We start from the raw sequence: 14,735 nt of genomic DNA on the forward strand, positions 1-14,735 counted from the left end.
TGACAGGGTCATAGGTGTATTGGCCGCTGATGCGGTGCGCACCCGTAGATCTGTCCAACGAAAGGTTCTCCGTGTCACCAGCTGCCAGCAAGACCGCGTCCGCTTCTCAGGCCTCCACGGCGCAGACGGACCCCGCTGAGACCACTTCTCAGGCAGGCACGGGCGGCGCTAGCACGAGTGGCGCCGCCAAGAAGCCCGCCGCGAAGAAGGCCACCGCGGCCAAGAAGACCGTGGCGCGCAAGAGCACCGCCGCCAAGAAGACCGCTCCCGCCACGCGGGGAACCGCCGCGGCGTCGTCGCAGGCCACCGCCGCCGCATCGGATGCGGCGTCGAACGAGACGGACACCGCCGCGGAGACCGCCGCGCCCGCGGCGAAGAAGACCGCCACCCGCAAGACCGCGCCCCGGAAGACCGCCGCCAAGAAGACGGCCGCGACCAAGACCGCGGCGACCAAGTCCACGACCGGCACCAAGACCACCGCGGACTCCGCGGAGGGCACCGCCAAGTCCACGGGCACCCGCAAGGCCACCAAGACCGCCGCGAAGCCCGCCGCCAAGGCCCCCGCGGGAGGGCGCGGTCGGAAGAAGGCGGATCCCGTCGAGGAGGCGCTCGCCGAGGACGAGTTGGTGCCCGAGGACACCCCGGAGGACCTCGAGGACGAGGACACCCAGGAGTCCCAGCAGGCCTCCGTCGAGGAATCGGCCCCGCTCATGAAGGGCCGCCAGGACAAGAGCGCGCGCGGCTTCGTGCTGACCAACAACGACGACGACGACGCTCCCGCCCAGCAGGTGGTCGTCGCCGGTGCCACCGCGGACCCCGTCAAGGACTACCTCAAGCAGATCGGTAAGGTCGCGCTGCTCAATGCGGAGCAGGAGGTGGACCTGGCCCTGCGCATCGAGGCCGGGCTGTACGCCGAGCACAAGTTCGCGGACGAACAGGACTCCATGGACGCGGACACCCGCCGCGCCTACCGCTGGGTGATCCACGACGGTCGCCGCGCCAAGAACCACCTGCTCGAGGCCAACCTGCGCCTCGTGGTGTCTCTGGCCAAGCGCTACACGGGCCGCGGCATGCTGTTCCTGGACCTGATCCAGGAGGGCAACCTGGGCCTGATCCGCGCGGTCGAGAAGTTCGACTACACCAAGGGCTTCAAGTTCTCCACGTACGCCACGTGGTGGATCCGCCAGGCCATCACCCGCGCCATGGCGGACCAGGCCCGCACCATCCGCATCCCGGTGCACATGGTCGAGGTCATCAACAAGCTGGCCCGCGTGCAGCGTCAGATGCTGCAGGACCTGGGGCGCGAACCCACCCCGGAGGAGCTCGCCAACGAGCTCGACATGACCCCCGAGAAGGTCGTGGAGGTCCAGAAGTACGGCCGCGAACCCATTTCGCTGCACACGCCGCTCGGCGAGGACGGTGACTCCGAGTTCGGCGACCTGATCGAGGACTCCGAGGCCGTGGTCCCCGCGGACGCCGTGTCCTTCACGCTGCTGCAGGAGCAGCTGCACTCGGTGTTGGACACGCTCTCCGAACGCGAGGCCGGTGTGGTGGCCATGCGCTTCGGGCTCACGGACGGTCAGCCCAAGACCCTGGACGAAATCGGGAAGGTCTACGGCGTCACCCGTGAGCGGATTCGCCAGATAGAGTCCAAGACCATGTCCAAGCTGCGTCACCCGTCCCGCTCGCAGGTGCTGCGGGACTACCTGGACTGATGTCCTCGGTGAACAAGAACGGTAAGCACTCCATGACCGAACGGGACACGAAGGTCCAGGGCATCTTCGACCGGATCACGGACTCCTACGACCGGATCAACACGCTGATGACCCTGGGTCGGCACGCCCAGTGGTGCCGCGAGGTGGCCCAGCGGGCGGCCGTGACGCCGTACGGCCGGCTGCTGGACATCGCCACGGGCACGGGGGAGATCGCGCTGGCCGCGCGGCGTCGTGAACCCCGCGCCGAGATCACGGCGGTGGATTTCTCCGAGAACATGCTCGAGCGCGCCCGCACGAAGCCCGGCGCGGACGGCATCACGTGGGAGTTCGCGGACGCCCACTCGTTGGAGTACCCGAATGAATCGTTCGACGCGGTGACCCATGGTTACCTGCTGCGCAACGTGAGCGACGTCCCGCGCGTGCTGAGCGAACAGTTCCGTGTGCTCACGCCCGGGGGGCGGGTGGTCGTCCTGGAGACGGCACCGCCCCGGGGGCTGCTCAAGCTCGCGGTCACCGCGGGGATGCGGATCGTGCTGCCGCTGTTGGGACGGGTGGTCGCCAAGGACAAGGACGCCTACTCCTACCTGGAGAGCTCCACCCTCGGATTCATGCAGCCCGCGCAGGTCGCGCAGCTCATGCGCGAGGCCGGGTTCACGGACGTGGACTTCGAGACCAAGTACCTGGGCACCAACGTGATCCTGTGGGGCCGCAAGCCCGGCCCGTGAGGGACACATGACATGAAGGACACATGACAAGGAAGGCGCGCATCCGAGGATGCGCGCCTTCCTTCGTGTCCGGGCGTTCCGGCGGGGGACCGGGACGCCGCGGGGTGGGCCTGTCGATCAGGCGCCGATGTGCTGCGTCTCGTCCTGCCACGTGGCGGCCAACGGGCGCAGCTTCTCCTCGTTCGCACGAGCGTGGTGGGCGCAGAACAGCAGCTCGCCACCGGTGGATTCGAGGACCACGCGCACGTATGCCTGGGCACCGCAGGCGTCGCAACGGTGGGTCGCGTTGAGTTCACGCGCTTCGAGTGTCGCGTTCATGGGATCCTCCTCACGGGGTACGGAATGCGACGGCGCTCATCTGAGCCGCCGCACGGCCACCGGGGGTGTCACGCCCCGATCGCACGTACCAGTACAACCCACGCGCGCGGACAATGCTTCCCACGAAGGCCCTGTTTCGCCCACCGCGCACAAACCCCGGGTGCCGACTACAGTGGGAAGGTCCCGCACCGCCCGCGGGCCGCCCCCGAACCCCGGAGTAGCACCACCGTGACACCGTCCCGTTCCGAATACAACGCCCGCCACCTCTCCGTCCTGGAGGGCCTCGAGGCGGTACGCAAACGCCCGGGCATGTACATCGGCTCCACGGACTCGCGCGGTCTGATGCACTGCCTGTGGGAGATCATCGACAACTCCGTGGACGAGGCGCTCGCGGGGTACGGCCAGGACATCACGGTGATCCTGCACCGGGACGGCTGCGTGGAGGTCCATGACGACGGTCGCGGCATCCCCATCGACACCGAACCCCGCACGGGCCTCACGGGCGTGGAGGTCGTGTTCACCAAACTGCACGCCGGCGGCAAGTTCGGCGGCGGGTCGTACACGGCGTCGGGCGGGCTGCACGGCGTGGGTGCTTCGGTGGTCAATGCGCTGTCCGCGCGCCTGGACGTGCAGGTGGACCGTGGCGGCAAGACGTACCAGATGTCGTTCAAGCGCGGTGAGCCCGGGACGTTCACGGACAAGGGGGCGCCGTCCCCGAGTGCACCGTTCGAGGCGTTCACGACCGATTCGCGGCTACAGGTCGTGGGTAAGGCCAAGCGCGGGGTCACGGGTACGCGGATCCGCTACTGGGCCGACGACCAGATCTTCACCCCGGACGCGCGCTTCTCGACCGAGGAACTCGTGCGCCGCGCCCGCCAGACCGCGTTCCTGATCCCCGGGCTGAAGATCACCGTCCAGGACGAACGCCGCCTGCCGGGCACCCCGGGCGCGGACGGTCCCGTGGAGGAGGTCTTCCAGTACGACGGCGGGATCTCCGAGTTCGCGGAGTTCCTCGCCGCGGACGCTCCCGTCACCGACGTGTGGCGGCTGCAGGGGCAGGGCAGTTTCACCGAGCGGGTCCCCGTGCTGGACGAGTCCGGCCATGCCCGGCTCACCGACGTGGATCGCACCTGCGAGGTGGACGTGGCCCTGCGCTGGGGCGTGGGGTACGACACCACGGTGCGCTCGTTCGTCAACATCATCGCCACGCCCAAGGGTGGCACCCACTTGAGCGGTTTCGAGACCGCGCTGCTCAAGACCCTGCGCAAGCAGGTGGAGACCAACTCCCGCAAGCTCAAGGCGGGTAACGACAAGCTCGAGAAGGACGACGTCCTGGCCGGGCTCACCGCGGTGCTCACGGTGCGGCTGGCCGAACCCCAGTTCGAGGGGCAGACCAAGGAGGTGCTGGGCACCCCCGCGGTGCGCCAGATCGTCGCCAAGGTCGTGGAGGCGGAGCTCACCAAGCAGCTGACCTCCAAGAAGCGCGACGACAAGGCCCAGGCCGGTCAGCTGCTCGAGAAGGTCGTCGCGGAGATGAAGTCCCGGATCTCGGCCCGGGTGCACAAGGAGACCCAGCGGCGCAAGAACGCGCTCGAGACGTCGTCGATGCCCACCAAGCTCGTGGAGTGCCGCTCCGCGGACGTGGGCCGTTCCGAGCTGTTCATCGTGGAGGGCGACTCCGCGCTCGGCACCGCCCGGCTCGCCCGCAACTCCAACTACCAGGCGCTGCTGCCGATCCGCGGCAAGATCCTGAACGTGCAGAAGGCCTCGATCACGGACATGCTCGCGAACGCCGAGTGCGCGGCCCTGATCCAGGTGATCGGGGCCGGGTCGGGTCGCAGCTTCGACCTGGACGCCGCCCGCTACGGCAAGGTCATCATGATGACGGACGCGGACGTGGACGGCGCCCACATCCGCACCCTGTTGCTCACGCTCTTCTACCGCTACATGCGCCCGCTCGTGGAGGCCGGGCGGGTCTACGCCGCGGTGCCCCCGCTGCACCGGGTGCAGATCGTCAACCCGGGCTCCAAGCCCAACGAGATGGTCTACACGTATTCGGAGCGCGAACTCGACACGCTGCTGGGCAGCCTCGAGGAGCAGGACCGTCGGTACAAGGAGCCCATCCAGCGCTACAAGGGCCTGGGGGAGATGGACGCCGATCAGCTCGCGGAGACCACGATGGACATCCGCCACCGTGTCCTGCGGCGCGTGCGCGTGTCCGACGCCGAGGCCGCCGAGCGCGCGTTCTCCCTGCTCATGGGCTCGCAGGTGGCCCCGCGCAAGGACTTCATCGTGGCCGGTGCCGCCCAGCTCAACCAGGAGCAGATCGACGCCTGAGCGCCTCAGATGGTGTGCTCGGGCAGCCGCGCCGCCGGGGCGCGCGCCGGGCGGCGCGCGCCCCGGACGGTCGGTCGTCCGCGGGCGACGGCGCCGGGGCCCGGTCCGCGGGTGGGTTGCCCACCGTGCCCGGTTCACCCGACGCCGCCGGCGTTCGGTCCCCGGGTCATTCGCCGTCCGCGGCTGACTCCCCATCCGTCGTGGTCCCCGGCACGGGTAGACCTCCGAGCGCGGGTCCCACGGCTGCGACCGCGCGGTCGATGCCCACCCCGGAACCGTCCCGGCGCCCGTACTCCACCGGCAGGGACCGCGCGACGCCCGCCGTGGACACCGCCTTGCCCGGCCCGTGGCCGACCCACGCCAGGGTCAACCCGGTCTCACCCGTTAGCAATCGCTGGGCCCGCACACCCGCGGTCGCGCGGCCCTTGGCGGGGAACTCCGCGAACGGTGTGACCTTCACGGACGCCTCGCCCATCTCGGGCAGCTGACCGTCGCTGCGGGCCTGGGTCACCACCACGGTGGCGTCACTCGGGGCCACGGCACCGAAGAAGATCACGTGTTCACCCGCCACGAGTTTCATCCCCGCCACACCACCGGCGGTACGGCCCTGCGGGCGCACCGTGGCCGCGGGGAAGTGCAGCAGCTTGGCGTCCGAGGACACCATGACGAGTTCCGCGCTGTCCGGCGCGGCGCCCACGCCCACCACGGAGTCCCCGTCCTTGAGCTTGATCGCGGGCCACTGGTCCAGGTTCAGCGGGTAGTCGGGGTTCACGCGCTTGACCACGCCGTCCGAGGTCCCGATCGCGAAGACCGCATTGATGGGTACCAGCCCCACGAGCGTCTCGTTCTTGTCGAGACCCAGGAAGTCCGCGGCGGGGACGCCGTCCGCGAGGCGGGGAACGCCGTCGAACTCCTGCAGCACGGGGACGTCCACGCACGAGACGCGCAGCATCCGGCCCGTGGACGTGATCGCCGCGATCTCCCCGCGCGCCGTCGAGGGGACCACGCTCGTCAGGGCGTCGTGCTTGAACCGCCGGGAACCGTCCGCCAGGGGTGCGCGCACGGCGCTGCGGGCGATGCGCCCGGTCGTGGACAGGAACACCCAGCACGGGTCGTCGCTGATCTCGAGCGCCACGGACGGCGCCGCGTTCTTCTTCCCGCGCGCGTTCTCCGCGGTGATCGCGGGCAGGTCCTCGGCCTCGAGCAGCACGGTGCGCCGGTCGTCCCCGAACTTCTCCGCGGTCTCGGACAGCTCGTCCGCGACGACGCCGCGCAGCGTGGTCTCCGAGCCCAGGATCGCCTCGAGCTCGGCGATCTCCCGCTGCAGGGTGTCCCGCTCGGCCTCGAGCTCGATCCGGGAGAACTTGGTCAGCTGCCGCAACCGCAGCTCCAGGATGTGCTCCGACTGTGCGCGGGAGAGGTCGAAGACCGCGATCAACCGGTCCCGGGCCTCGGCGGTCTCCTCGGAGGAGCGGATGATCTGGATGACCTCGTCGATGTCGAGGATCGCGATCAGCAAGCCCTCCACGAGGTGCAGCCGGTTCTGCCGCTTGGCCAGGCGGAACGCGGTGCGCCGGCGCACCACACTGATCCGGTGGTCGGTGTAGACCCGCAAGAGCTCGAGCAAGCCCATGGTGCGCGGCTGACCCTCCACGAGGGCCACGTTGTTGATCCCGAAGGACTCCTCCAGCGGAGTGTGCTTGTACAGCTGGGCGAGCACGGCCTGCGGGTTGAACCCGTTCTTCAGCTCGATGACCAGGCGCAGCCCGTTGGTGCGGTCGGTGAGGTCCACGACGTCGGAGATCCCCGCGAGCTTCTTGGCCTGGACCGCGTCCTTGATCTTCTCGGTGACCTTCTCGGGGCCCACCATGTACGGCAGTTCGGTCACCACGATGCCCTGCTTGCGGGGCGAGACCTGTTCCACGGAGACCGTGGCGCGGGTGCGGAAGGACCCCCGTCCGGTGCGGTAGGCGTCCCGCACGCCCTCGAGGCCCACGATCCGCCCGCCCGAGGGCAGGTCCGGACCGGGGATGAACCGCATCAGTTCCTCGAGCGTGGCCTCGGGGTTCAGGATCAGGTGCCGGGCCCCCGCCGCGACCTCGCGCATGTTGTGCGGTGCCATGTTCGTGGCCATGCCCACCGCGATCCCCGTGGCGCCGTTGACGAGCAAGTTGGGGTAGGCCGCGGGCAGCACCGCGGGCTGTTGGAACTGGTTGTCGTAGTTGGGCACGAAGTCCACGACGTCCTCGTCGAGGTCCCCGGTGAGCGTGCGCGCGGCCGGGGCCATCCGAGCCTCCGTGTAGCGCGGGGCCGCCGGACCGTCGTCGAGCGAACCGAAGTTGCCGTGCCCGTCCACGAGCGGCACGCGCATCGCGAAGGACTGTGCCATGCGGACCATGGCGTCGTAGATCGCGGCGTCCCCGTGGGGGTGCAGCTTGCCCATGACCTCGCCGACCACGCGCGCACTCTTGACGTGGCCGCGGTCCGGGCGCAGGCCCATCTGGTCCATCATGAACAGGATCCGCCGCTGCACGGGCTTCAGGCCGTCCCGGGCATCCGGCAGGGCACGGGAGTAGATCACGGAGTAGGAGTACTCCAGGAAGCTCGTCTCCATCTCCTGCGTGACGTCCACGTCCACGATGTGCTCGGTGAAGTCCTTGGGCAGTTCGTCCTGGGGGGAACGCGTGGCTGAGCGGCGACGAGCCATCGAGGGGTAACTCCTTGAAATCGGGGCGTGCTCCTGTGACCGGAGCAGGCGGTTGGCTACTCTGAAGTCTATGGGTACCACCGACGACGCCGCGCAGCAGCAGGCCTACCCCGAGTACTGGGAGGCGGACGTCATCCTGCGCGACGGCGCCACCGCGCACCTTCGCCCCATCAGCCCCGAGGACCAGGACCTGCTCCAGCAGTTCCACTCGGGGCAGTCCGAGGACAGCATCTACCTGCGGTTCTTCTCCTACAAACCGACCCTGTCCCAGCGCGAGCTGGATCGCTTCTCCACGGTGGACCACCGGGACCGCGTGTGCTTCGTGCTGATCCTGGGGGAGCGGATGATCGGTGTGGGCCGCTACGACCGCACCACGCAGCGTTCGGCGGAGGTCGCGTTCATGATCTCCGACCACCACCAGGGCCGGGGGATCGGGTCCATCCTGTTGGAGCACTTGGCCGCGGCCGCCCGGGAGAACGGGATCGACCATTTCACCGCGGAGGTGCTGCCCGAGAACCGCAAGATGCTCCACGTCTTCGTGGAGGCCGGGTACGACGTCTCCCGCCAGTTCGAGGACGGCGTGGTGGTCGTGGACTTCGACATCGACCCCACCGAGAAGTCTCTCGCGGTGATGGCCGCGCGCGAGCACCGCGCGGAGGCCCGGTCCATCACGGACCTGCTGACACCGGCCACCGTGGCGGTCGTGGGGGCGTCCGCGAACCGGGACCATGCCGGGTTCCACGCGGTCGAGGGCATCCTCACGGGCGGCTACACCGGCACGCTCTACGGCGTGGGTCATTCCCCGTACGAGCGCGACGGGCTGCACTTCGTCTCCTCCCTCGACGAGATCGAGGGCACCGTGGACCTCGCGGTGATCGCGGTGCCGCGCGAATCCGTGGAGGAGACGGTGACGCAGTGCGGCAGGGCCGGAGTGCGCGCCGTCGTCGTGATGACGGGCGGTTACGCCGAGGACGGTGCGGAGGGCGCGGCCGCCCAACGCCGCCTGGTGCGCATCGCGCGCGCCGCGGGGATGCGCGTGGTGGGCCCCGCGAGCCTGGGCCTGTTCACGACCGATCCGGAGGTCTCGCTCAACGCATCCGTGCTGCCCGAGTTGCCGCGCCGCGGCGGACTGGGACTGTTCTCCCAGTCCGGGGCGATCGGCACCATGCTCTACGGTGCCGCGCAGCGCCACGGCGTGGGGATGTCCAGCTACCTCTCGGCCGGAAACCGTGCGGACGTCTCCGGTAACGACCTCATGCAGTACTGGGAGGACGACCCCGCCACCACGGTGTGCGGTCTCTACCTGCAGTCGGTGGGCAACCCGCGCAAGTTCTCGCGCATCGCGCGCAGGCTCTCGCTGAGCAAGCCCGTGATCGTCGCGAAGTCCGAGGTCACCGGCCTACGGCTGCCGCCGGGCCACACGGGCCGGGTCACCCAGGCCCCGGCCGGCGCGCTCGACGCCATGTTCCGTCAGGCCGGGGTGATCCGCGCGACCACGGCCGAGCAGTTGCTCGACATCGCCGCGATCACCGAGAGCCAGCCGCTGCCCGCCTCCCCGCGCGTGGCCGTGGTCTCGAACGCGCTCGCGCTCGCGCAGCTCGCCGAGGACACGGCCCTGCGCCTACGGCTCGACCCCGCCGTCGTGGACGGCACCGTGGACACCTCCAACGGGCCCGAGCGGGCCCACGAGGCCGTCCTGGACGCCGTGCGCGCTCAGCTCTCGTCGGACGGGATTGACAGCGTCGTGCTCGTCCTCATGCCCGTGCCCGGTCTGGACACCGCGGCGCTCGCGAGCGACGTCGCCCGGGCCGCGCGCGACGCCGGGCGCACGACCGTGGTCGTGTTCACGGGTCAGCACGGCCCCGACGCCATGACCACGTCCGTGCACACCGCGGACGACGCCGCCCTGCCGTGCTTCGACTCGCCCGGCGCCGCCCTGAGCGCGCTCGCGAGCGTCGTGGACTACACGACCTGGCGCTCGCAGGACCAGGGCGTGATGGTGCCGCCCGAGGGCTTCGAGTCCGACGGCGTCGAGAAGTTCCTGGAACGGCTGCGCGAGAAGATCAGCGGGGACGCGCTCTACGAACTGGGGATCGCCGAACGCAACGAGCTGCTGGGTCTCGCGGGGATCCGCGTGCTCGAGTCCGTGCGGTTCACCGACCCGGAGGCCGCGTACGCGGCCGCCGAACGGCTCGGCTACCCCGTGGCCCTGAAGACCACGGACCCGTTCCTGCGCCACCGCCTGGATCTGGGTGGCGTGGTGCTCAACATCGCGGACGCGGACCAACTGGGTGCCGCGATCGAGACCATGAAGCGCACGCTCGCGGGGTGGAACGCAAGCGACTTCGAGGTGCAGTCCATGGCGCCCACGGGGCAGACCGTGGTGGTGCGCGCCGCGGAGGACCCGCTGATCGGTCCCGTCCTGTCCTTCGGGATGGCCGGGGACGCCGTCCACCTGCTGGACGACTGGGCCCACCGCGTGCCTCCGCTGACCGACCGGGACATCACCCGTATGGTGCGCGCGCCCAAGGCCGCGCGAAAACTGTTCGGCTACCAGGGCGTCCCGCCCGTGGACACCACCGGATTGGAACAGCTGATCAACCGTGTGGCCTTCCTCAAGGACCGCTTCCCCGAGATCGCGTTCCTGGAACTGAACCCGGTCGTGCTCTCCGGATCCGTCCTCACGGTGCTCTCGGCCGCGGTCAAGATCGGGGACCCGGGACAACGCACGGACAGCGCCCGGCGCGCCATGCTGGGCTAGCACGGGACCGCGAACCGAGTGCGGGACACGATTGCCGGGCGCTTCGAACTGCTGACACCCATCGCCGAGGGTGGCAGCGGGGCCGTGTGGCGAGCCCACGACCTACGTCGGGGCAGGGAATGCGCGGCCAAGGTGTTGCGGCAGCGTGATTCGGCGGAGCTGTTGCGCTTCGTGCGGGAACAGTCCGTGGACCTCGAGCACCCGCACGTCGTGGCTCCGTACGGCTGGGCCGCGGAGGACGAACACGTGGCCATCGCCATGGAACTCGTCTCCGGGGGCACCCTCGAGGCCGCGCTGCAGGACAACGGTCCCGTGGCGGACTGGCTCGCGGAGGAGCTGATGTGTCAGCTGCTCGGAGCGCTGCGCTTCGTCCACGAACACGGCTGGGTGCACCGGGACGTCAAGCCCGCCAACGTGCTGCTCGAACCCACGGGCTCGGGGACCCCCGTGGCCCGGCTCGCCGATTTCGGGATCGCCGTGCGCGTGACCGATGCCCGCCTCACCCACGCCGGCACCGTGGTGGGCACCCCCGGGTACCTGCCGACCGAGGCGTACGCCCCGGGGAATCCGTCCCGCACCATGGACCTCTATGCCGCCGGGGTCACGGCGGTACGCATGGTTTTGCCCGCGGTGGATCTCAGTGGCGACCCCCTACGCCCGGAGGACGTGGCCCGCCTCGGCCTGTTCGAGGGCTCCCCGCTGTTGCGCGCGGGCGTGGCCGGACTGCTCAGCACCGTGCCCGCAGAGCGCACGCGCGCCGCCGACCAGCTGCTCGCGAGTCTCACGGCCACGGCGGCCGCGCGTCAGGACCGGCCCAGCGAGACGGCGGACGGCGAGCCGTTCGAGGTCTTCGACGTCCTCGAACCCACCACGGAGCGTGAGCTGTCCCCGGTGCTCGACGCCGCGCGGTTGCCTCCCGGGGCGGGCGGGACCACGGAGGCGCCCATCGCGTGGCACGCGGTGCACCGCAAGGCGATCGCCGGGGGTGAGCACCGGCCCATGGCCGAGCGTGGCGGTGACCGGTTGCGCCCCTTCGCCCCCGTGAACCAGGTGACCGCTCCGCACGTGATCGGAACCGGTGCCGGGCAGGACACGACCGAGCGGCTGAACCCCGTGGAGGACGCGCCCACGATGCTCGAAGGGCGTCCCGTGGGCTCCTCGGGAGGGACGAGTGCCCCGGACCGGTCCGAGGAGATCACGATCGTGGATCCCGCGGGCTTCACGAGCGCGGACCCCGCCGGGATCAGTGCCGTTGGTGCCGCGACCGGCCCGGTTGCGGGTGGGCGTGACACGGGAGCCGGCGGCGTCGTGGACCCGGGTGGCACGGCGGACGAACCGGAGCCGCACGTTCGGCGAGCGGTCCGCTGGCCGTGGTGGGTCCTGGCGCTCACGCTCGCGCTCCTGGCCCTCGCCGCGGGGTACCTGTGGCTCGGCCCCGTGCTGGCGCAGTGGGGTGGTGATCCGTCACCGGCGCAGACACCGGCCCCCACCATCTCTCCCACGCGGGACCCGGAACCGGCGCCCACCACGGACGTGACCCCGATCTGTTCGGAGCTCGAGGACGGCACGGTCTCGTGCGTGGTGACCCCGTGAGGCGCCGGGTGGCGGAGGGTCGCAATGTGCCCCGGGCGGCGCGGTGGAGGACAATGGCGCCATGACATACTCAGCACCCGATGGATCGCGCCTGGTCCAGGACATCGAGAAGGCCGGTTTCTATCCGCAACTGGTCACGGACGTGGTCATGGACTCCCTGGACGGGCGGCGCCCGGTGTCCCACCTGGTGCAGTTGGAAACCCATTTCACCAACACGGAGTTGCACCGGCACATCACGGCCCTCGTGCTCGCGGAGGACGTCCTGCACATCACGCACGTGGACGACCAGCAGTACGACGAGAACGGTTCGGACACCGTGGCCCGGGTCTCCTCCGAGACCGTGCCGATCTCCCAGATCCGCTCGGTCACGCTGAGTTACGCGTACCACCAGCCGCAGAACTACGTCCCGGGCACCGCGATCATGGAGCTGAACCTGGCCGTGAGCTGGACCGGGACCCAGCAGCTCGAGCTGTATCCCGCGATGTGCGAGGACCCCGAGTGCCAGGCGGACCACGGCTACACGGGCACCGCCGCGAGCGAGGACGTGGTCATGCGCATCAGCTCCGAGGCGGACGGGCAGGAGGCCGTGGAGGGCGCTCGCGAGTTCGCGCGCACGCTGCGCCGGGCCAATGTGGCGCCGTTGACGGATTCCGGTGCGCAGATCGCGCAGTCCCCGCCGCAGCACCCCACCGCGGCCCGTCCCGAACCGCCGGCACCGCGCCCGCGGTTCGGGCACCGGTTCAACGGCCGCGATTCGGGGCGCAACGCGTGAGCGTGGAGGATCCCGCCGCCCCGGAGCTGCCGCGTGCGCCGCGCTACGGTTCGCGCAGCGTCGCGGAGGTCATGGGTTCCGCGGCCGCGGCCCTGGGCGTCCCCGGTTTCCGCAACGCCCTCAGCCTGCCGTCGGCGCAACGCTACGTCGTGGTGCTCGTGGACGGTCTCGGTTCGCGCCTGCTGAGGGAGACGGCGAGCTACGCGCCCACCCTGCGCGCGGCCCAGTCACTCGGTGAGCTCGACGCCGCGTTCCCCACGACCACGTCCGTCTCGCTCTCGTGCCTGGGCACCGGAGCCACACCGGGGCGTCACGGCATGCTCGGCTACGACGTCGTGGACCCCGCCTCCGACCGCGTGGTGAACATGCTCGGTAATTGGCCCTCGGACGTGGACCCGCTGGCCTGGCAACCAGAGCCCACGGTCCTGGACCGTGCCGCGCAGCACGTGGACGCCGTCACGGTGAGCTCACCGCGCTTCGAGTCCTCCGCCCTCACGAGGGCCGTCCTGCGGGGAGGCCGTTTCGTGGGGGCCCACGGTGTGTACGCCCGCACCGCGCGCACCCTCGAGCAACTGCGGGAGGGCAGGCGCGGGCTCGTGTACTTCTACTGGGACGAGCTGGACAAGACCGGTCACAAGGCGGGGTGGCGCTCGGACGACTGGTTACGTTCCCTCGAGGACCTCGATTCCGCGCTCAAGCGGCTCGTGACCAAATTGCCCGCCAACACCCGGGTGATCCTCACCGCGGACCACGGCATGGTGGACGTGGCCCCCGAGCACCGCGTGGACTACAGCGCGGTCCCCGAGCTCATGGCCGGGGTGCGGCTCACCGCGGGTGAGCCCCGGGCGGTGCAACTGCACACGGACGCGGACACCGATCCGGAGGAACTGGAAAGCCGTTGGCGCGCGCACTACGGGGATGCCGTGTGGGTGGCCACCAAGCAGCACCTCGCGGCGCACGGGTACTTCGGCCCCGAACCGGATCAGGGATTGCTCGAACGGGCGGGCGACGTGTGGGTGCTGGCCCGCGAGGACATCGCCCTGTACGACGTCTCCCGACAGGGGACCCGGCCCCTGGCCATGGTGGGCCAGCACGGCTCGCTCACCGACCGGGAGAGGTACGTACCGGCGCTGGTGTGGTGATCGGCGCGGGCTTGCTTTCATTCTGCGTCGGGGCCGGATCGGCGGTCGGCGCCGGCGGCCGCGTGGGCGCCGGTGGTTGGGACGGCCGAGGCGCGCGGGTCGGTTCCGGTGCCTGGCTCTTCGTGGGCTCGGGCGTAGCCGTGGATGGAGCGGGCCGAGGTGTGCTCGTGGGAGCCGGGGGTACCGGCGCGACGGGCGGTGCGGGAGCGACCGGGGGTGCGGGAACCACGGGGGGCGGAGCGGGCACGTAGTACTGCTCCGCGGGCCTCGAGGGCGGCACCAGCGGCGTGATCTGCGGCGACGGCGTGGGCGACGCGCTCGGGGTGGCGCTCGGCGTGGGGGAGGGGGTCACAGTGGGGGTCTCGGTCGCGAAGTTCGCGGGGTCGTCGTCGGACGAGCCCGACAGACCGGTGAAGGCCACGGCCCCCACACCCACCAGGACGAGCAGGGCCGCACCACCGAGCGCGACGGGGGCCATGTACCGCCGGACACCCGAGCGGGCCGGAGTCGCGGCGCCTTCGGGGGATTGAGTGTCGTCGCCGAATAAATCGTCCTGGATGGAGTTGCCCATGCAAAAATTCCCTCGAGATCGCCCGTGCGTGTCCACGACCGGACCATGTTCTCCCCAGGCCCGGTGCGTTCACGTGACTTTACCGCGTGCCGGC

At 70.4% G+C, this 14,735-nt stretch carries 9 protein-coding genes; 7 read left to right on the plus strand and 2 right to left on the minus strand.

Annotation, left to right across the window (positions count from 1 at the left end; all coding sequences use genetic code 11):
* The first annotated feature begins 71 nt into the window (after positions 1-71).
* Positions 72-1,715: an RNA polymerase sigma factor gene (locus AS25_RS03255; protein WP_035961386.1), complete on the plus strand. Its 1,644-nt coding sequence runs from the start codon at positions 72-74 to the stop codon at positions 1,713-1,715.
* A gap of 8 nt (positions 1,716-1,723) precedes the next feature.
* Positions 1,724-2,440, plus strand: coding sequence for a ubiquinone/menaquinone biosynthesis methyltransferase (locus tag AS25_RS03260; RefSeq protein ID WP_253270455.1), 717 nt, complete (start codon positions 1,724-1,726; stop codon positions 2,438-2,440).
* Between the two features lie 117 nt (positions 2,441-2,557).
* On the opposite strand, the gene AS25_RS03265 is transcribed toward AS25_RS03260, so the two are convergent.
* Positions 2,558-2,758, minus strand: a complete 201-nt coding sequence (locus AS25_RS03265) for a DUF7455 domain-containing protein (protein WP_035961388.1) — start codon at positions 2,756-2,758, stop codon at positions 2,558-2,560.
* 228 nt (positions 2,759-2,986) lie between these two features.
* Here AS25_RS03265 and AS25_RS03270 point away from each other — a divergent pair, with 228 nt between their 5' ends.
* Positions 2,987-5,095, plus strand: a complete 2,109-nt coding sequence (locus AS25_RS03270) for a DNA gyrase/topoisomerase IV subunit B (RefSeq protein WP_035961391.1) — start codon at positions 2,987-2,989, stop codon at positions 5,093-5,095.
* Between the two features lie 166 nt (positions 5,096-5,261).
* On the opposite strand, the gene AS25_RS03275 is transcribed toward AS25_RS03270, so the two are convergent.
* The gene (locus AS25_RS03275) at positions 5,262-7,802 is read right to left on the minus strand and encodes a DNA gyrase/topoisomerase IV subunit A (RefSeq protein WP_035961399.1); all 2,541 of its coding nucleotides are present in this window, start codon (positions 7,800-7,802) and stop codon (positions 5,262-5,264) included.
* Between the two features lie 70 nt (positions 7,803-7,872).
* Here AS25_RS03275 and AS25_RS03280 point away from each other — a divergent pair, with 70 nt between their 5' ends.
* The 4 genes from AS25_RS03280 to AS25_RS03295 all read left to right on the plus strand — a co-directional run bounded on the left by AS25_RS03280 (position 7,873) and on the right by AS25_RS03295 (position 14,070).
* Positions 7,873-10,563 carry a bifunctional acetate--CoA ligase family protein/GNAT family N-acetyltransferase gene (locus AS25_RS03280; protein WP_035961401.1) on the plus strand — a complete coding sequence of 897 codons (2,691 nt, stop codon included), beginning with the start codon at positions 7,873-7,875 and terminating at the stop codon, positions 10,561-10,563.
* A gap of 18 nt (positions 10,564-10,581) precedes the next feature.
* On the plus strand, positions 10,582-12,156 hold the full coding sequence (locus AS25_RS13715; RefSeq protein ID WP_052160660.1) for a serine/threonine-protein kinase: 1,575 nt from the start codon (positions 10,582-10,584) through the stop codon (positions 12,154-12,156).
* A gap of 61 nt (positions 12,157-12,217) precedes the next feature.
* Entirely contained in the window at positions 12,218-12,928 is a 711-nt protein-coding gene (locus AS25_RS03290; protein ID WP_035961403.1) for a DUF5998 family protein, read from the plus strand.
* A 71-nt stretch (positions 12,929-12,999) separates the two neighbouring features.
* Positions 13,000-14,070 (plus strand): alkaline phosphatase family protein, encoded by a 1,071-nt coding sequence (locus AS25_RS03295; protein WP_084118004.1) that lies wholly within the window; start codon positions 13,000-13,002, stop codon positions 14,068-14,070.
* The last annotated feature ends 665 nt before the right edge of the window (positions 14,071-14,735 follow it).

Origin of the sequence: Kocuria marina (genome assembly GCF_000786655.1) — a bacterium.
Classification (GTDB): Bacteria; Actinomycetota; Actinomycetes; order Actinomycetales; family Micrococcaceae; genus Kocuria; species Kocuria marina_A.

What these genes read in the sequence shown, in the direction of transcription:
- AS25_RS03265 (WP_035961388.1), bottom strand. Translation starts at nt 2,758, where the DNA reads ATGAACGCGACACTCGAAGCGCGTGAACTCAACGCGACCCACCGTTGC.
- AS25_RS03275 (WP_035961399.1), bottom strand. Translation starts at nt 7,802, where the DNA reads ATGGCTCGTCGCCGCTCAGCCACGCGTTCCCCCCAGGACGAACTGCCC.
- AS25_RS03295 (WP_084118004.1), top strand. Translation starts at nt 13,000, where the DNA reads ATGGGTTCCGCGGCCGCGGCCCTGGGCGTCCCCGGTTTCCGCAACGCC.
- AS25_RS03280 (WP_035961401.1), top strand. Translation starts at nt 7,873, where the DNA reads ATGGGTACCACCGACGACGCCGCGCAGCAGCAGGCCTACCCCGAGTAC.
- AS25_RS03290 (WP_035961403.1), top strand. Translation starts at nt 12,218, where the DNA reads ATGACATACTCAGCACCCGATGGATCGCGCCTGGTCCAGGACATCGAG.